The 16,156-nt window shown below is 61.7% G+C and carries 19 protein-coding genes and 1 CRISPR repeat array; of the genes, 4 read left to right on the top strand and 15 right to left on the bottom strand.

The annotated features are described in order from the left end of the window. The first annotated feature begins 151 nt into the window (after positions 1–151). Positions 152–673, top strand: coding sequence for a ubiquinone anaerobic biosynthesis accessory factor UbiT (ubiT, locus tag BHU62_RS07740; protein ID WP_073531496.1), 522 nt, complete (start codon positions 152–154; stop codon positions 671–673). Next, positions 667–1,170, top strand: a complete 504-nt coding sequence (locus BHU62_RS07745; RefSeq protein WP_073531397.1) for a GNAT family N-acetyltransferase — start codon at positions 667–669, stop codon at positions 1,168–1,170. The genes ubiT and BHU62_RS07745 overlap by 7 nt, the downstream gene beginning before the upstream one ends. 334 nt (positions 1,171–1,504) lie before the next feature. Further along, positions 1,505–1,772: a CRISPR direct-repeat array (repeat unit 28 nt; unit sequence GTTCACTGCCGTATAGGCAGCTTAGAAA). A gap of 88 nt (positions 1,773–1,860) precedes the next feature. Here the strand turns inward: BHU62_RS07745 and BHU62_RS07750 are convergent. The 4 genes from BHU62_RS07750 to speFL all read right to left on the bottom strand — a co-directional run bounded on the left by BHU62_RS07750 (position 1,861) and on the right by speFL (position 6,161). Continuing rightward, positions 1,861–2,154: a GIY-YIG nuclease family protein gene (locus BHU62_RS07750; RefSeq protein WP_139282258.1), complete on the bottom strand. Its 294-nt coding sequence runs from the start codon at positions 2,152–2,154 to the stop codon at positions 1,861–1,863. An 86-nt stretch (positions 2,155–2,240) separates the two neighbouring features. Beyond that, on the bottom strand, positions 2,241–3,557 hold the full coding sequence (gene potE / locus BHU62_RS07755; protein ID WP_028127578.1) for a putrescine-ornithine antiporter: 1,317 nt from the start codon (positions 3,555–3,557) through the stop codon (positions 2,241–2,243). A gap of 62 nt (positions 3,558–3,619) precedes the next feature. Next, complete coding sequence (gene speF, locus BHU62_RS07760) at positions 3,620–5,782, bottom strand: ornithine decarboxylase SpeF (protein WP_073531399.1); 2,163 nt, start codon at positions 5,780–5,782, stop codon at positions 3,620–3,622. 274 nt (positions 5,783–6,056) lie between these two features. Beyond that, the gene (gene speFL / locus BHU62_RS24580; protein ID WP_004933443.1) at positions 6,057–6,161 is read right to left on the bottom strand and encodes a leader peptide SpeFL; all 105 of its coding nucleotides are present in this window, start codon (positions 6,159–6,161) and stop codon (positions 6,057–6,059) included. 434 nt (positions 6,162–6,595) lie between these two features. On the opposite strand from speFL, the gene BHU62_RS07765 reads away from it, so the two are divergent. After that, positions 6,596–7,036 (top strand): YhbP family protein, encoded by a 441-nt coding sequence (locus BHU62_RS07765; RefSeq protein ID WP_015376428.1) that lies wholly within the window; start codon positions 6,596–6,598, stop codon positions 7,034–7,036. 30 nt (positions 7,037–7,066) lie between these two features. Beyond that, a complete protein-coding gene (locus tag BHU62_RS07770) occupies positions 7,067–7,699 on the top strand; it encodes an NAD(P)H-binding protein (RefSeq protein WP_073531400.1) in 633 nt (210 codons plus the stop codon). Here the strand turns inward: BHU62_RS07770 and phnP are convergent. The 11 genes from phnP to phnF are packed head-to-tail and all read right to left on the bottom strand — an operon-like array spanning position 7,656 to position 15,960. Next, the gene (gene phnP / locus BHU62_RS07775; protein WP_073531401.1) at positions 7,656–8,438 is read right to left on the bottom strand and encodes a phosphonate metabolism protein PhnP; all 783 of its coding nucleotides are present in this window, start codon (positions 8,436–8,438) and stop codon (positions 7,656–7,658) included. The two genes, BHU62_RS07770 and phnP, sit on opposite strands and share 44 nt — an antisense overlap. Before the next feature lie 13 nt (positions 8,439–8,451). After that, positions 8,452–9,054, bottom strand: a complete 603-nt coding sequence (locus BHU62_RS07780; protein ID WP_073531402.1) for a DapH/DapD/GlmU-related protein — start codon at positions 9,052–9,054, stop codon at positions 8,452–8,454. Further along, the gene (phnN, locus tag BHU62_RS07785; protein ID WP_073531403.1) at positions 9,051–9,620 is read right to left on the bottom strand and encodes a ribose 1,5-bisphosphokinase; all 570 of its coding nucleotides are present in this window, start codon (positions 9,618–9,620) and stop codon (positions 9,051–9,053) included. Before phnN ends, BHU62_RS07780 begins: the two co-directional genes overlap by 4 nt. Then, a complete protein-coding gene (gene phnM / locus BHU62_RS07790; protein ID WP_073531404.1) occupies positions 9,620–10,756 on the bottom strand; it encodes an alpha-D-ribose 1-methylphosphonate 5-triphosphate diphosphatase in 1,137 nt (378 codons plus the stop codon). The genes phnN and phnM overlap by 1 nt, the downstream gene beginning before the upstream one ends. Then, the gene (phnL, locus tag BHU62_RS07795) at positions 10,756–11,460 is read right to left on the bottom strand and encodes a phosphonate C-P lyase system protein PhnL (RefSeq protein ID WP_073531405.1); all 705 of its coding nucleotides are present in this window, start codon (positions 11,458–11,460) and stop codon (positions 10,756–10,758) included. The genes phnM and phnL overlap by 1 nt, the downstream gene beginning before the upstream one ends. A 16-nt stretch (positions 11,461–11,476) precedes the next feature. Further along, on the bottom strand, positions 11,477–12,265 hold the full coding sequence (phnK, locus tag BHU62_RS07800) for a phosphonate C-P lyase system protein PhnK (protein WP_073531406.1): 789 nt from the start codon (positions 12,263–12,265) through the stop codon (positions 11,477–11,479). Beyond that, a complete protein-coding gene (locus tag BHU62_RS07805; RefSeq protein WP_073531407.1) occupies positions 12,265–13,125 on the bottom strand; it encodes an alpha-D-ribose 1-methylphosphonate 5-phosphate C-P-lyase PhnJ in 861 nt (286 codons plus the stop codon). Before BHU62_RS07805 ends, phnK begins: the two co-directional genes overlap by 1 nt. Then, the gene (locus BHU62_RS07810) at positions 13,118–14,203 is read right to left on the bottom strand and encodes a carbon-phosphorus lyase complex subunit PhnI (protein WP_073531408.1); all 1,086 of its coding nucleotides are present in this window, start codon (positions 14,201–14,203) and stop codon (positions 13,118–13,120) included. The genes BHU62_RS07805 and BHU62_RS07810 overlap by 8 nt, the downstream gene beginning before the upstream one ends. Further along, on the bottom strand, positions 14,203–14,784 hold the full coding sequence (phnH, locus tag BHU62_RS07815; protein ID WP_073531409.1) for a phosphonate C-P lyase system protein PhnH: 582 nt from the start codon (positions 14,782–14,784) through the stop codon (positions 14,203–14,205). Before phnH ends, BHU62_RS07810 begins: the two co-directional genes overlap by 1 nt. A gap of 3 nt (positions 14,785–14,787) precedes the next feature. Further along, positions 14,788–15,231 carry a phosphonate C-P lyase system protein PhnG gene (gene phnG / locus BHU62_RS07820; protein ID WP_073531410.1) on the bottom strand — a complete coding sequence of 148 codons (444 nt, stop codon included), beginning with the start codon at positions 15,229–15,231 and terminating at the stop codon, positions 14,788–14,790. Continuing rightward, entirely contained in the window at positions 15,232–15,960 is a 729-nt protein-coding gene (phnF, locus tag BHU62_RS07825; RefSeq protein ID WP_015376439.1) for a phosphonate metabolism transcriptional regulator PhnF, read from the bottom strand. Between the last annotated feature and the right edge of the window lie 196 nt (positions 15,961–16,156).

Below are 16,156 nucleotides of genomic sequence, written 5' to 3' on the forward strand. Positions count from 1 at the left end.
CAAAGGGTGGCGCGCAGGTTTTGATTTGAGGCAGCTTATGGCGTATTGATAAACATGGCGGTGAAATGCACTATTTGTTGATATAGACCGCTGAAGCCGCGCGTCAGTGTGGCAAAATAGCGGTAGTCCGTATTGAAAGGAGTGGATGACCGTGTTGGAACAACTACGAGCACGCCTTGTGCGCCAGGGGCCGTCGCTGCTGCGCATACCGCTGAAATTCACGCCGTTCGCTCTGCAGCGCCAGCTGCTGCAACAGGTGCTGAGCTGGCAGTTCCGCCAGGCGTTGGCGGATGGCGATCTGGAATTTCTCGAATCGCGCTGGTTGAAGATCGAAGTTCGCGATCTGGCGCTACAATGGTTTATGACGGTAGAAAACGACAAACTGGTGGTCAGCCAGCACGCCGAAGCGGACGTCAGCTTCAGCGGCGACGCCAACGATCTGATCCTGATCGCGGCGCGCAAGCAAGATCCGGATACGCTGTTCTTTCAGCGTCGGCTGCAGATTGAAGGGGATACCGAATTGGGCCTGTATGTGAAAAATTTGATGGATGCCATCGAGCTGGAAAGCATGCCCGCGCCACTGCGCATGGGCCTGTTGCAGCTGGCTGATTTTGTTGAAGCAGGGCAGCAGGAGGGCACGGCGTCGGTTTCCCGTGTACCGGTATCATGCTGATCCGCGTAGAGATCCCGGTAGACGCGGCGGGCATCGACGCCTTGCTGCGCCGCGCCTTTGGCCGCGATGACGAAGCCGATCTGGTGCAGCAGCTGCGCGAAGACGGCCTGCTGACGCTGGGCGTGGTCGCCACTGACGACGAAGGCGGGGTGGTAGGTTACGCCGCGTTCAGCCCGGTGGACGTGGCCGGCGAAGACCGCCAATGGGTGGCGCTGGCACCGCTGGCGGTAGACGAAAGCCTGCGCCGTCAGGGGCTGGCTGAAAAGCTGGTGTACGAAGGCTTGGATTCGCTGAACGAATTCAGCTACGCCGCGGTGGTGGTGCTGGGCGATCCGGCCTACTACGGCCGCTTCGGCTTTAAACCGGCCGCCGCCTATGGCTTGAACTGCCGCTGGCCGAACACGGAAAACGCATTCCAGGTGTATCCGCTGGCGGAAGACGCCCTGAATGGCGTCAGCGGCGAAGTGGCTTTTTCGGCGCCGTTTAATCGCTTTTAACGATCGGCAATAGATACTCCAACGACAGCGGCGGGTGATTCACCAGCCGCTCTTTTTGTATTTTGCTCAGCTGTTTGAGCTGACAACTCAGCTCTTCTGTGGTGTCTATGCGTCTCAGTGAGACGGATGGAGATACCAAACAGAGAACCAATAATTCCCCCCTAAAAATGCAGGAATCTCACCTTACTTCGTTAGTGGTTGTCGAACCCTTTTTTGAGTGTCATTTTTAATTGATTGATTTAAAGTCATATTTTTAAGCGCTTTAAAAAAGGCTTTTTGAACGGGTATTTCGATTTTCCTAAATTAATCAGCTGATTAGCGCTAAGATTCAACGGTGCACTGCCGTATAGGCAGCTTAGAAATGCACCCAGAATCAGTCAGTCTTTTGAACCAGGTTCACTGCCGTATAGGCAGCTTAGAAATGATTTGGTTGTTGTAGCGCTCATGGGACATAGTTCACTGCCGTATAGGCAGCTTAGAAAAACGCCAATCCCATCAGCAGAGGGGCGATTAAGTTCACTGCCGTATAGGCAGCTTAGAAAAGAGGCGATTTTACGGCTGGCGCAGGCTGTCAGTTCACTGCCGTATAGGCAGCTTAGAAAGGCGATGCCGGTGCCGCTCTCACTGTTCGCCGGTGCACTGCCGTACAGGCAGTTTGAAATATAGAGGAAAAATCTTTACTAGGATGCATTAATGGTGAAGCAAATACTCCAACGACAGCGGCGGGTGGTTCACCAGCCGCTCTTTTTGTATTTTGCTCAGCTGTTTGACGCGGTATTCCAGCTTCAGCGCCGTTGAGCGATCCCCTACTTGGCAGTGAAATACCAGCGTCAGTTCCCCTTTGCCGCGCAGCGCCTTGGCACCTTTGCCAGCCTGATGCTGCGCCAGGCGGCGCGCCACGTCGGTGGTGATGCCGGTATACAGCACGCCGCTCGGTAAACGCAGCATGTAGAGGTGCCAGGGAGTGGGAGAGGTGTTGGTCATCGTACGCCGTTTCGGTGGCCAGGGTCGGCGTATGATGGCATGTTCACCATCACAATCCCATCCCCGGCCGCCGGTGCCTTACCGCCTTACCCCTTTTTTCCCGCCAGTTCGAAGCGTGGCGAGACGATGCCGTACAGCGTCCAGCCGAGGAAGGTGGCGATGGCGCCCCACATCATCGCTTCCTCACCGGAGCTGTAGAGCGCGTAGAAGCTGTACAGCGCGCCGATGCCGGCGATGATATTGGCGATGCGGGCCTTGTTGTCCGGCACCTTCGCCACTTTCTGAATAATGACCAGCGCCGCCATCGACAGGATGTAAGGGATGATATTGGTCACCACCGCCAGGTTCACCAGCACGTTGAACTGCTTGTTCAGCGACGGGCTGATGGTCATCAGCGACAGGCCGCTCTGGATGACGACGATGGTCAGCATGCCTTTAACCGGCGCATCGGCCTTGCTCAGCTTGGAGAAGATTTTCGGGAAGAAGCCGCTGTCGGCGGAGGATTTGAACACCTGAGCGATGGTGAACTGCCAGCCGAGCAGCGAGCCGACGCAGGACATCACCATCAGCGCCATGATGATCTTGCCGACCGTCGGGTTGAACATATGGGAGAACGCCAGCCCGAACGGGGCGGTGGAGTTGGCCAGATCCATGTTCGGCACGATGCCGGCGATCACGTTGGTCGAAACGATATAGATCACCGCCGCGCTGAGGGTGCCGCCTAGCACGGCGATCGGCACGTTGCGCTCCGGATTTTCCACCACGTCGGTGTTGGCGCAGGCGGATTCCAACCCCAGGAACGCCCACAGGGTCATCGAGATGGAGGCGCCGATGGCTTCGAAGGTCGGCACCTGATGCGGGTTCCAGGCGGCGACGTAGGCGCTGCCGCTGAACCAGTACCAGCCGATGACCGAGATGCCCACCACCGGAATGATCACGCCCCAGACGGTGATGCCGCTGATTTTGCCGGTGATGCGCGCACCGCCGAAGTTGGCGACGGTCGCAAGCCACAGCACGCCGATGGTGGCGATACAGATCCCGAGCGGGCTGAGCGTAGCGCCAAATAGCTCGGTGCCGTAGCCGACGGCGGAAATGGCGATGGCGATGTTGGCGATCAGCAGCGAAACGCCGTAGGTGTAGTTCGCCATAAAGTTGCCCGATTTGCCGAAGGCGTATTCGGCGTAGCCGCCCATGCCACCGGATTTACGGCTGAACATGCCGCATTTGGCGAAGGCGTAGGCCAGCGCCATCGAGCCGACGGCGGTCACCAGCCAGGAAACGATCGAAATCGTGCCCACTTCAGCCAGCTTGGTCGGCAGCATAATTATGCCGGAACCCATCATATTCACGGCGGTCAGGATCGTTAATTGCACGACCCCCATTTTATTATTGGACTTACTCATGATCATTTTCTCTTTTAGGATGCGATCCGGGCGGCGAAAATGATCGCCGCCCCGTAAGGTGATTAATTTTTCATGACGTAGCCATAAGCGCGGTTCCAGCCGTCCTCATCCTGTTGGATATAAACGCCCTGCAATTCCGGCGCGAATCCCGGCAATAAATTGATGCCTTCTTCCAATGCCAGGAAATAACGCTGCGCGGCGCCGCCCCAAATTTCACCGGGCACGACGCACAGCACGCCAGGCGGGTAAGGCAGGGCGCCTTCGGCGGCGATGCGGCCCTCGGCCTTGGCCAGCGAGACCAATTCCACATTGCCGCGCACGAACTCGGTATTGGCGTCCTGCGGATTCATCACCACGCGCGGGAAATAACTTTTGCGGAACATCTCTTTTTGCAGTTCTTTAACGTCGTAGCTGACGTAAAGATCGTGCATTTCCTGGCACAGCTGGCGGATGGTGTAGTTTTTGTAGCGCTGCTGGTGGTTTTTATAGACCGCAGGCAGCACCTCGCTGAGCAGGGAGTTTTGCTCGATGTGTTTCTCGAAGCGGGCGATCAAGGCCACCAGATGCTGCATCTTGGCGATGTCTTCCGCCGGCGTCAGCAGGAACAGGATCGAGTTGAGATCGCATTTTTCCGGCACGATGCCGTTTTCACGCAGGTAGTTGGCCAGAATGGTCGCCGGGATGCCGAACTCGCTGTAGCTGCCGGTGGCGCTATCGATGCCCGGCGTGGTGAGCAGCAGTTTGCACGGATCAACGAAGTACTGCGATTCGGCGTAGCCTTCAAAGGCGTGCCATTTTTCGCCGGGTACAAAGTTGAAGAAGCGCAGATCGTTGGCCATCGCCGCGGTGTCATAGGCCTGCCACGGCTTGCCGTCGATCTGATCCGGTACGAACGGTTTGATCATCGTGCAGGTATCCAGCAGCATTTTGCGTGCTTCGATACCCACACGTACGCACTCCTGCCACAGGAGCTGGCCGCTTTTGCCCTCGTGCATCTTGGCGTTGACGTCCAGCGCGGCAAACAGCGGATAGAACGGGCTGGTGGAGGCGTGCAGCATAAAGGCGTTGTTGAAGCGCTTGTGGTTGCAGTAGCGGCTCTGGCCCTTGATGTGTTTGTCTTTTTTGTGGATCTGCGAGGTTTGCGAGAAGCCGGCCTGCTGTTTGTGCACCGACTGGGTGACGATGATACCGGGATCGTTCTCGTTCAGCTCCAGCAGCAGCGGCGAGCAGTCTTTCATCATCGGAATGAACTGCTCATAGCCCACCCAGGCGGAGTCGAACAGGATGTAGTCGCACAGGTGGCCAATCTTGTCGACCACCTGGCGGGCGTTGTAGATGGTGCCGTCGTAGGTGCCGAGCTGGATGATCGCCAGGCGGAACGGGCGGGCCTCGTTGGCACGTTCCGGCGCCACTTCGCGGATCTGTTGGCGCAGGTAGCGTTCGTCGAAGCAGTGCGCGTCGATGCCGCCGATAAAGCCGAACGGGTTGCGGGCGGTTTCCAGATAGACCGGCGTCGCACCGGCCTGGATCAACGCGCCGTGGTGGTTGGATTTATGGTTGTTGCGGTCGAACAGCACCAGGTCGCCGCGTGTCAGCAGGGCGTTGGTCGCTACCTTGTTCGAGGCCGAGGTGCCGTTGAGCACGAAGTAGGTCTTGTCGGCGTTGAACACCTTGGCGGCGTGCTGCTGCGCAGCGCAAGGTGCGCCTTCGTGGATCAACAGATCGCCCAGTTTGACGTCGGCGTTGCACATATCGGAACGGAACAGGGTTTCGCCGTAGAAGTCGAAAAACTGGCGGCCCGCCGGGTGTTTGCGGAAGAACTCGCCGCCCTGGTGGCCGGGGCAGGCAAAGGTGGCGTTACCCATCTCCACATACTGCGTCAGCGTGTTGAAGAACGGTGGCAGCAGTTCGCTTTCATATTTTGCGGCGGCGGCTTCCAGCTGTTTGCCGTAGAACGGGATGTTCTTCCCGCACAGTTCAAACACGCCGTGCAGCGCCGGCAACACGGCGTTATCCAGTTCTTCTTCGCAGCAGACGGCGACGAACAGCGGAATGTTCAGGCCGTGCTCTTCAATGCGCGCCACCATGCCTTGCGCGACGTCTTCTACCGACAGCACGATGGCGGCGACATCATTGAAATCGCTGTGATGCACATCGACGATGTCACGTTCAGTTTCAAAGCAACCGAGGGTGCGGGTATTGGCGGCGATTTTTAATTTTTTCATTTTTCTCATTCTTCAGGCAAAGGCATTCCGCCGGTAAATAATTCCATTCACCGTTAACGCCTTCACGAAAATAAAAGGTGTGCGAGAACCCAGTGATGCCGAAAGACATTAACTGTGTTCATTGTTTTATTTTGCTTGGGTGCCCTTTGACGATATTAAAAATGTATTGCGTGTCCTTCCCGGTTAGCGAGAAAGAGACATTATCACCGGAGTGCGGAGAATAAATAAAAACGCAATGACACTCTTATCAACGGCGTAAGAGCGAGGGGGAGGGTTATCTGTAGTTGAAGAATGCAAAGCTAAAGCAGCTGCGATGAGCCATCATCATAATATGGGTTGTGCGCCTGATGTGCGCCATTTTTCGGTTATTGTTTTCCATTTTCTAATCCACCTTGCTGAGTGAAAAGATGGCGCTATTTTAGCGCAAGGCAGGCTATAAATAGTGATGGAAGTCACATAAATGCCGCTATTTATAGATAACTATTCATCACTTATGCAGCTAATTGCATAAACGGCGCTCAGAGAAGCTTGCGTGCATGTAAATGAATTGCTAATCGGCGCCGTGCTGACGGGCTAACTTTCCGTTTTGCCAGGGTGAGAATAAAAAAATCGCGTGGTAAACCGGTTGCATAACGATCAAATAAATCCGCTTTGTGTTTTTTATGTTATAAACGAACCCGTCACCTGAATTAATAAAAATGCATCTATTGTGATTTTATATTCACCTATGATTTCTTGATGATTATCGTTATTTGTGACTCGCCTCAACAACGCAGGGTAAGATGAAGTGAGTGAACAAGGAGGCGAGTAACCTTGAATACCCCAGAACAACGGCAGCAGATTGCGGATTTCATCGGCAAACAACACGTCTTGACGCTGTGCGCCGGCGACGGCCTCGACATGTGGTGCGCCAACTGTTTTTACGTGTTCGACGCCGCGACGATGGCGCTGTGGCTGATGACCGAACCGCACACCCGCCACGGCGGGCTGATGCTGAACAATGGCCGGGTGGTCGGCACCATCGCGCCGAAGCCGAAAAGCATCGCGCTGATCCGCGGCGTGCAGTACCGCGCCGAGGCGGTGCTGCTGAGCGGCGAAGAAGCCGAGGCGGCGCGCGCGCGTTACTGCAAGCGCTTTCCGATCGCCAGGGCGATGAAGGCCTCGGTTTGGCGGCTGGATCTGCACGAGGTGAAGATGACCGACAACACCCTCGGCTTCGGCAAGAAGCTGCATTGGGCGCGGTCTATACTTTAAGTCGAAATAGCCATTACAACGGGAGATTGCATGGCGCGAGCACTGTTAGTCGGCGCAACCGGGCTGGTGGGGCGCGAGTTGTTGCAGCGGTTGCAAAGCGATCCGCAGATAACGGCCATCGTGGCGCCGACGCGCACGCCGCTGCCGCCGCACGGCAAGCTGACCAACCCGGTCGGCGATGCGCTGTTCGAGCTGCTGAGTGGCCAGCAGCAGCCGGTCGATCTGGTGTTCTGCTGCCTGGGCACCACCCGCCGGGCGGCGGGCAGCGCCGATGCCTTCCGTTATGTCGATTACCAGTTGGTGGTGGAGAGCGCGCTGACCGGCCGCCGGTTGGGGGCGCAGCACTGTCTGGTGGTGAGCGCGTTGGGCGCCAACGCGGATTCCACCTTCCTGTATAACCGCACCAAAGGCGAGATGGAGCAGGCGCTGCGCGAACAGCACTGGCCGCGCCTGACGCTGGTGCGGCCTTCCATGCTGGTGGGGGATCGCCCCGCGCCGCGCCTGATGGAGCGCCTCACGCTGCCGCTGTTCAGGCTGCTGCCCGGCAAATGGCGCGCCGTCTCCGCCAAAGACGTGGCGCAAACGCTGCTGCAGCAGGCGTTCACGCCGGGTGAAGGCGTCAGGGTGCTGGAGTCGGATCGGCTACACTGCTACCGAGGCTGACGCTGAGGTGATCGAACGCCAGCTCCAGCCCGGCAGGCAGTTCGTTGTCCAGCAGCCACCGATCGAGACGGTGGCTGATGTGCGTCAGCAGCGTGCGTTTGGGTTGCAGCCGCTGCTGTGTCTCCTGCGCGCGGGTCAGATCGTTGTGGTTGCGCGGCGCCTGCGGCTGGGGCGGGAGGCTGCAATCGAGCACCAGCAGATCCAGCGCCACGTTCTGCAGATAGTCGGCGGTGGCCGGCGGCAGGCCGACGGTGTCGGTCAGGTAGGCCAGCGATGCGCCTGCGGCCTGGATCAGATAGCCGTGGGTCAGTTTGGAGTGTTGCAGTGGCAGCGGGGTGATGCGCATGCCGCCCAGTTCGATGGTGGCAAAGGGCGCTAGCGGCGGCTGAAACGCCAGAATACCGGGGTGTTTGAACAGGTCGTCGCAGCCCTGTTCATCCGGCGGGCCATATACCGGAATGGAATTTCCGCACCCCCAACGCAAAGGAAATAACCCCTGAACGTGATCCATGTGGTAATGTGTAAGCAAAAAACGTTGAATTTGCCCCGCCGAAAATCGCCGCTCCAAAGACGGTAATCCCGCATCCAGTAAGGTCGTTTCTCCCTGATAGTTAAGCATGGCGCTGCACGCTCGCCGCCGAAATGCCGGTTCACGCCGCGCCCGTTGGCAGATCAGGCAGTCGCAGCCGAACACCGGCACCTGCTGCGCGCCGCCGGTGCCGAGAAAGGTCAGTTGCATCGCTCCCCCTCCGTTAAAGGTACTTCTCCGCGAAGCGGTTGATGTCGCGAAAATCTGCCAGCCGCGCCTGCAGCGTGGCGTGATCCCAGTGCCACCACTGGCTGCGTTCGATGCGCGCGATCAGCGCATCGTCAAAGCGCATGCCGATCTTTTTGGCCGCCACGCCGGCGACGATGCTGTAAGGCTCCACGTCCTTGGTGACCACCGCCGCGCTGCCGATCACCGCGCCGTTGCCGACGCTGACGCCCGGCATCAGGATGGCGTTATGGCCGATCCACACGTCGTGGCCGACGGTGACGTGGTGCTCGCGCCGCCAGTCGAAGAATGCCGCGTCATCTTCCCCCAGCCCGTACTCGGAGGCGCGGTAGGTGAAGTGGTGCTGCGCGATGCGCTGGTAGGTCGGGTGATTGCCGGGATTGATGCGCGCATAGGAGGCGATGGAGACGAACTTGCCGAGGGTGGCGTAAAAGATCTGGTTGTGTCCGGCGGTGTAGGAGTAGTCCCCCATGTCCACCTCTTCCAGGATCGCATCGTCGGCCAGATGCACGTACTGGCCGAGCCGGGTGCGGTTAAGGGTCACGTTGTCGCCGATTTTCGGCTGGGCGAAGTCGTTCATGGCGTCGCGTCCTGAGCTTGTCGGGTGGCGGTCGGCAGCAGCGCCAGCAGCGCCGCCAGGGTGTCATCGAGTGGGCCGTCGTTGTGCAGCACCCGGCAGCCGGCGGGCAGGCTTTGCTGATATTCCGCCGCCCGCGCCAGCCGCTGCTCGATCTGTGCGGCGCTTTCCCGCCCGCGATCCTGCAGGCGCCGGCGCAGGATCCCGGCGCTGACCTGCAGGCACACCGGCAGCAGCTGTGCGCCGTAGCGCTGCTGCGCCTGCGGCAGATGAGCGCGCGAACCGTTGACTGCCACGTCGATCCCCTGCAGCAGCCAAAGATCCACCTCGATCCCAAATGCGTAGCGCTGCTGGTGGGCTTGCCAGTCGAGCGCGAACAGCCCCCTGGCGCGGCGGCGCAGAAATTCCGGTTCGCTCAGCGCGATATGATTCTCGCAGCCGGCGTCCGCCGGCCGGGTGATGTAACGGTGCGCCACCAGCGGCGCGCTGTCGGCGTCGGCCCGCAGCGCGGCCAGCAGGCTGTCCTTGCCTGCGCCGGAAGGCCCCATCAGATAGATGAGCCGCGCCATCAGAACACCTGCCTGCCCTGGCGCCACACGTTCTGCACATAAACGTGTTCGCCGTGCGGCCGCGCCAGCACCAGATCAGCCCGCAGTCCTTCGGCGATGGTGCCACGATCCTGCAGATCCAGCGCCCGCGCCGGGTTGCGGGTGATCATGCGCACCGCCTGGGGCAGATCGTAGGCGTTGCGCTCGTCCGCCGCGAGGCGAAACGCCGCGTCCAGCAGGCTGGCCGGGTAATAATCGGAAGAGAGGATATCCAGCACCCCCAGCGCCGCCAGATGGTGCGCCGCCACGTTGCCGGAGTGGGAGCCGCCGCGCACGATGTTCGGCGCGCCCATCAGCACCTGCAGGCCCTGCTGGTGCGAGGCGCGGGCAGCCGCCTCGGTGGTGGGGAACTCGGCAATCGCGCTGCCCAGCGCGCAGGACTCGGCCACGTGCTCGGCGGTGGCGTCGTCATGGCTGGCCAGCGAAATGCGGCGCGCGCGGCAGTGGGCGGCGATCGCCTCGCGGTTCGGCGCGGCCCAGCGGGCGGACAGGGCGACTTGCTGCTCCTCGTACTCGCTCATCTGCTGGTCGTTGAGGTGGTATTTGCCCTGATAATATTCGCGGTATTTTTCGCGCGAGGCGAACTGGCGCTGGCCCGGCGAATGGTCCATCAGCGACACCAGCGACACGCCGGGCTTGTCCATCAGCTGTTCGAACAGCGGCAGGGTGCTCTCGTTCGGCAGCTCGCAGCGCAGGTGCAGCCGGTGCTCGGCGCGGTTCACCCCGGCGCGCTGGCTGTGGATCACCGCATCGATCATCTTTTGCAGGTTTTCCAGCCGGTGGCCGCCGTCGCGCACGTCGCCGATCGCCACCGCGTCCAGCACTGTGGTGATGCCGTTGGCCACCATCAGCGCATCGTGGCTGCTCATCGCCGAATGGGCCGGCCAGTCGACGTTCGGGCGCGGGGTAAAGAACTTGTCCAGGTTGTCGGTGTGCAGTTCGATCAGCCCCGGCAGCAGCCAGCCGCCATCGCCGTCCAGCGCCTGCGGCAGCCGGCTCGGGCCGTCGGCGAAGCTGCGGATCACGCCGTCTTGCATCTCCAGCGAGCCTTGCACCACCTGGTCATCCAGCACCAGCTTAACGTTATTGACGATCATCAGAGGGCCTCCAGCGCCTGCGGCGCCTGCATGTCATAAAGCCGGTCGGCGACCTGTTGGCGGACGCCTTCATCGTGAAAAATGCCGACGATCGCCGCGCCGCGCGTCTTGGCGCGTTCGATAAGCTGCACCACAGCCGCGCTGTTGCGGCTGTCGAGCGAGGCGGTCGGTTCATCCAGCAACAGGATGGGGTAGTCGACGATAAAGCCGCGTGCGATGTTCACCCGCTGCTGCTCGCCGCCGGAGAAGGTGGACGGCGCCAGCGCCCACAGGCGCTGCGGCACGTTGAGCGTGGCGAGCAGCGCTTCGGCGCGTTCGCGGCACTCGGCGCGCTCGACGCCCTGTTCCAGCAGCGGCTGCATCACCACCTCCAGCGCGCTGATGCGCGGGATCACCCGCAGAAACTGGCTGACCCAGCCCAGCGTATGGCGGCGCACCGCCAGAATTTGGCGCGCGTCGGCGCTGACCATGTCCAGCCAGTCGCCCTGGTGGTTGATCCAGATATGGCCGCTGTCCGGCAGGTAGTTGGCGTACAGCGAGCGCAGCAGGGTGGATTTACCGCTGCCGGAGTGGCCGTGCAGCACCACGCATTCGCCGCCGTGAACCGTCAGGTTGGCGTCGTGCAGCACCGGCAGGCGGGTGCCGTACTGCTGATGCAGCACAAAGGTTTTACTGAGATGTTCAACTCGGATTTGCATAGTCATCTGTTATCGCCTTGGGTTACGACAGCACCGAAGAAACCAGCAGCTGGGTGTAAGGATGGTGCGGATCGTCCAACACCCGGTCGGTCAGGCCGCTCTCCACCACTTCGCCCTGTTTCATCACCAGCAGGCGGTGGGCCAGCAGCCGCGCCACGCCGAGATCGTGGGTGACGATCACCGCCGCCAGCTGCATCTCCACCACCAGGTTGCGCAGCAGATCGAGCAGGCGCGCCTGCACCGACACGTCCAGCCCGCCGGTCGGCTCATCCATAAACACCAGCTTGGGGTGGGTCACCAGGTTGCGGGCGATCTGCAGCCGCTGCTGCATGCCGCCGGAGAAGGTGGTCGGCAGATCGTCGAGGCGCGACAGCGGGATTTCGACGTCCTCCAGCCACTGGCCGGCCTGGCGGCGAATGTCGCCATAGTGGCGCTGGCCGATGGCCATCAGCCGTTCGCCGATGTTGCCGCCGGCGGAGACCTGCGGCCGCAGCCCATCGAGCGGGTGCTGGTGCACCACGCCCCAGTCGGTGCGCAGCAGGCGGCGGCGATCGCTCTCCGCCATGGCGTACAGATCGTGTTCCTGGCCCGCCTGCGGGCGGTAAAGGATCTGGCCGTGCTGCGGCGCCAGCCGCGCCGAGATCGATTTCAGCAGCGTGGTTTTGCCGGAGCCGGATTCGCCGACGATGCCCAGCACTTCACCGGGGTAGATGTCGAACGACACGTCGCTGAAGCCCTTGCCGGGGGCGTACAGGTGGGTGAGCCGGTTCACCGACAGCAGCGGAGTGGTGCTCAAAGGGATGGAAGTCATCAGTGCTGCGCCTCTTGCGAAGATTGCGCCAGCTGCTGCCGGCAGTAGTCGGTGTCCGAACAGACGAACATGCGGTTGCCTTGATCGTCGAGCACCACCTCGTCCAGGTAGCTCTGGCGCGAGCCGCACAGCGCGCAGGGTTCGTCCCACTGCTGCACGCTGAACGGATGGTCGTCGAAGTCCAGGCTCTCCACCTTGGTGAACGGCGGCAGGGCATAGATGCGTTTCTCGCGCCCGGCACCGAACAGCTGCAGCGCCGGCATCATGTGCATTTTCGGGTTGTCGAATTTCGGGATCGGCGACGGATCCATCACGTAGCGATCGTTGACCTTCACCGGGTAGGCGTAGGTGGTGGCGATATGGCCGTAGCGCGCGATGTCTTCATACAGCTTCACCTGCATCACGCCGTACTCCTCCAGCGCGTGCATCTTGCGGGTCTCGGTTTCGCGTGGTTCGATAAAGCGCAGCGGCTCCGGGATCGGCACCTGATAGATCAGGATCTGGTCTTCGCGCAGCGCGGTTTCCGGAATGCGGTGACGGGTCTGGATCAGCGTGGCCTCCGGCGTGCGTTCGGTGGTTTCCACCCCGGCGACGCGCTGGAAGAAGCGGCGGATCGACACCGCGTTGGTGGTGTCGTCGGCGCCCTGGTCGATCACCTTCAGCACGTCGGCGCGGCCGATAACGCTGGCGGTGAGCTGAATGCCGCCGGTGCCCCAGCCGTAGGGCATCGGCATCTCGCGGCCGCCGAACGGCACCTGATAGCCAGGGATCGCCACCGCCTTCAGGATGGCGCGGCGGATCATGCGTTTGGTCTGTTCGTCCAGATAACCGAGGTTATAGCCGGTCAATACTTCACTCATCGCGGGCCTCCTGACGCTCGCTGTATTCCTGTCGCAGCCGCTTGAGCAGCTCCAGTTCGGCCTGGAAGTCGACGTAGTGCGGCAGCTTGAGATGGGAGACGAAGCCGGCGGCCTCGACGTTGTCGGCGTGGGCCAGCACGAACTCTTCGTCCTGCGCCGGGCCGGCGACGCCTTCGCCGTAGTCGGGGCTCTGCAATGCGCGGTCCACCAGCGCCATCGCCATCGCCTTGCGCTCGGCGCGGCCGAACACCAGCCCGTAGCCGCGGGTGAAGTGCGGCGGATGGTCCTGCGGATCGACGAAGCCGTTGACCATTTCGCACTCGGTCAGCAGGATTTCGCCGATGTCGATGGCGAAACCGAGCTCTTCAGGCACGATCTCCACCGAAACGTGGCCGGTGCGGATCTCGCCGGCGAACGGGTGGTTGCGGCCGTAGCCGCGCTGGGTGGCGTAGCCGAGCGCCAGCAGAAAACCTTCGTCGCCGCGCACCAGCTGCTGCAGGCGCGCCGAGCGCGAGCAGGGGTAAACCGGCGGGTTGCGGGTGATGTCGTCCGGCGTACTGCCGTCGTCCTGTTCCTCGCGCGCCAGCTGTTGGCGGCACAGCAGATCGAACACATGGCTGCAGTTGTCCGGCAGCGGTTCGTCGGCCTGCGGCGTACGCGGCGCCTCGCCTTCCGCCAGCAGCGCGAAGTCCAGCAGCCGGTGGGTGTAGTCGTAGGTCGGCCCCAGCACCTGCCCGCCGGGCAAGTCCTTGTAAACCGCCGAGATGCGCCGCTCCAGCCGCATGTTTTCGCTGGCCAGCGGCTCGCTGACCGCCAGGCGCGGCAGGGTGGTGCGGTAGGCGCGCAGCAGGAAGATCGCCTCCACCAGATCGCCGCTGGCCTGTTTGATGGCCAGCGCCGCCAGCTCGCGATCGTAGATGCCGCCTTCGGTCATCACCCGATCCACTGCCAGCCCCAGCTGCTGTTCGATTTGTTCCGCGCCGAGCGCCGGCAGCGCCTCGTCGCCGCGCCGCAGCTGTTCCTGCAGCTGATGGGCAGCCTCAATGGCTTTTTCGCCCCCTTTTACCGCTACGTACATCAGCACACCTCCACGCGGGTGGTCCGCGGGATCGCCAGCAGGCGATCGCCGCAGGTCAGCAAAATATCCAGCCCCAGCGGGAAGCGCTGCGGGCGGTTGACCAGATAATCCAGCAGCGCCGGCGGCAGGCGCGGCGCAATCAGACGATGATTCTCGATGCCGGGGCCGGTCAGGCGCAGTGCGGCGCCGTTTTCCAGCTCGACGAGCTGCACAATGACCGTGGCGCCGAACTCCGGCGAGATTTCAGTGCCGTGCGGCAACGCCTGCAGATCGGCGGCCTGCAGCTGCTCATCGAACAGGGCAAAACAGACCTCCTGCGCCGTGGCGGCCAGCGGCGCACCGCTGTGAAAACGAATGTTTGTTAGCACTTGCTCACTTTTTAGCGCAGCGCACAGCTGCAGCGGCGTTTCCTGATCGGCCAGCGTCAGCAGCGCGGCGGTGCTGGCGGCGTTCAGCGGCGCCCAGGCCGGGCCGTTCGGCAGCGTCACCCGGTGGCCCGGTTCGCTCAAGGCTTTAAGAATCAAACGGAAAGCGTGCTGCGATTGGTCTATCGGTTGCTCAAAACCGGTCAATAAACTCATGGCTTAATCCCCTCGCACCAGCGTAAAGAAGTCCACCCGGCTGGAAGCGATGGCCCGGGCGCGCAGCTGGCGCTGCTCGTGCTGCAGCGCGGCCAGCGGCGCGATCAGCTGTTGTTGCAGGCGCTCGCCGTGTTCCGGCTGTTGCAGCAGCGCATCGGCCAGCGCGCACAGCTCGGCGTGCGCCTTGTCGCGCCCGGCGATATAGCTGTAGCCGTAGCCGCCGTTGTCCAGCTGCACCACCGCGCGGGTGACTGTCATGTCCCCCAGCACGAAGCGGCGGCCGGTGGCGCCCATGCGCCCCTGCAGCTGGGCCAGGCCGATCTCCGGCGCGCGGATGCTGCGGTAACCCGGGCTAAGGTTCAGCGCCTGCCAGTGGCTGCGCAGCTGCTCGGGCCGGCTGTGCGCCAGCACCGACATCCAGCGTTGTCTCGACTCTAAGGCTTGCATTCAGTGCTCCATCGTCAGTTCAATCATGTCGGCGCGGGCCAGGCTGACGGAGTATTCCGCCACGTCTTCGCCGCCGCTGCGGACGTTAAGGGTGCGCACGCACAGCAGCGGCGCGTGGGTGGCGATCTCCAGCAGCCGGCTCTCTTTGGCCTGCGCGCGGCGCGCGCTGATGCGCGTCTGGCGGCGGGTCAGCGGCTGCTGCAGGTGCTGTTCGATAAACTGGTGCAGCGAACCGCTGTGGAACTGCTGCAGCGCCGGCCACCAGTCCAGATCGGGCAGATAGTGGTCGATCACGCTCATCGGCACGCCGTTGACCCGGCGCAGGGTGCGCAGGTGGATCACCATTTCGCCTTCTTCACGCGAGAGTGCGCTGGCGACATGCCCATTGCACGGGCGCAAGACAGCGAGTAAGCGCTCACTGGTGGGATGGCTGCCCTGTTCGAACAGGTTCTGGCTGAAGCGGGTATTGGCGTGCAGCGGGTAGTCGTAAGGCCGCATCAGCACCAGAATGCCGACGCCGTGGCGGCGCTGCAGCCAGCCGCGCTCTACCAGCTGATCCACCGCGCGGCGCAGGGTGTGGCGATTGACCTGATAACGCTCGGCCAGCTGTTGTTCCGAAGGGAGATAGTCGCCGCAGCGGTATTGCGTGCGTAGTTCCTGTTCCAGCTGCGCGGCGATTTGCTGATAGCGGGTGGGGTAAGTGGTCGGATGTCTAGATAACTCCATCATAATAAAAACCTCGTCATACCGATGGCTGTGCGATGAAGGCGGAAGCGGTGCGTTTCATCGTGCGTCTACCCTGTGGTTTTCAAGTTGGCATCATGGTGCCGGGCGCAGATGACAATCGCGTTACGCGTCGGTGGCGAACAGATGAACTATTTTGGACAACCCGACCGTGCACGGGCGGCGGCGGCGCGCTATGCTG

The organism is Serratia marcescens, assembly GCF_001902635.1.
GTDB classification, from domain to species: domain Bacteria; phylum Pseudomonadota; class Gammaproteobacteria; order Enterobacterales; family Enterobacteriaceae; genus Serratia; species Serratia marcescens_F.

What these genes read in the sequence shown, in the direction of transcription:
- BHU62_RS07750 (WP_139282258.1), bottom strand. Translation starts at nt 2,154, where the DNA reads ATGACCAACACCTCTCCCACTCCCTGGCACCTCTACATGCTGCGTTTA.
- BHU62_RS07770 (WP_073531400.1), top strand. Translation starts at nt 7,067, where the DNA reads ATGGCGCGAGCACTGTTAGTCGGCGCAACCGGGCTGGTGGGGCGCGAG.
- speF (WP_073531399.1), bottom strand. Translation starts at nt 5,782, where the DNA reads ATGAAAAAATTAAAAATCGCCGCCAATACCCGCACCCTCGGTTGCTTT.
- phnL (WP_073531405.1), bottom strand. Translation starts at nt 11,460, where the DNA reads ATGACTATGCAAATCCGAGTTGAACATCTCAGTAAAACCTTTGTGCTG.
- phnK (WP_073531406.1), bottom strand. Translation starts at nt 12,265, where the DNA reads ATGACTTCCATCCCTTTGAGCACCACTCCGCTGCTGTCGGTGAACCGG.
- phnM (WP_073531404.1), bottom strand. Translation starts at nt 10,756, where the DNA reads ATGATCGTCAATAACGTTAAGCTGGTGCTGGATGACCAGGTGGTGCAA.
- BHU62_RS07780 (WP_073531402.1), bottom strand. Translation starts at nt 9,054, where the DNA reads ATGAACGACTTCGCCCAGCCGAAAATCGGCGACAACGTGACCCTTAAC.
- phnF (WP_015376439.1), bottom strand. Translation starts at nt 15,960, where the DNA reads ATGATGGAGTTATCTAGACATCCGACCACTTACCCCACCCGCTATCAG.
- BHU62_RS07805 (WP_073531407.1), bottom strand. Translation starts at nt 13,125, where the DNA reads ATGAGTGAAGTATTGACCGGCTATAACCTCGGTTATCTGGACGAACAG.
- BHU62_RS07810 (WP_073531408.1), bottom strand. Translation starts at nt 14,203, where the DNA reads ATGTACGTAGCGGTAAAAGGGGGCGAAAAAGCCATTGAGGCTGCCCAT.
- BHU62_RS07745 (WP_073531397.1), top strand. Translation starts at nt 667, where the DNA reads ATGCTGATCCGCGTAGAGATCCCGGTAGACGCGGCGGGCATCGACGCC.
- phnG (WP_073531410.1), bottom strand. Translation starts at nt 15,231, where the DNA reads ATGCAAGCCTTAGAGTCGAGACAACGCTGGATGTCGGTGCTGGCGCAC.
- potE (WP_028127578.1), bottom strand. Translation starts at nt 3,557, where the DNA reads ATGAGTAAGTCCAATAATAAAATGGGGGTCGTGCAATTAACGATCCTG.
- phnH (WP_073531409.1), bottom strand. Translation starts at nt 14,784, where the DNA reads ATGAGTTTATTGACCGGTTTTGAGCAACCGATAGACCAATCGCAGCAC.
- speFL (WP_004933443.1), bottom strand. Translation starts at nt 6,161, where the DNA reads ATGGAAAACAATAACCGAAAAATGGCGCACATCAGGCGCACAACCCAT.
- phnP (WP_073531401.1), bottom strand. Translation starts at nt 8,438, where the DNA reads ATGCAACTGACCTTTCTCGGCACCGGCGGCGCGCAGCAGGTGCCGGTG.
- phnN (WP_073531403.1), bottom strand. Translation starts at nt 9,620, where the DNA reads ATGGCGCGGCTCATCTATCTGATGGGGCCTTCCGGCGCAGGCAAGGAC.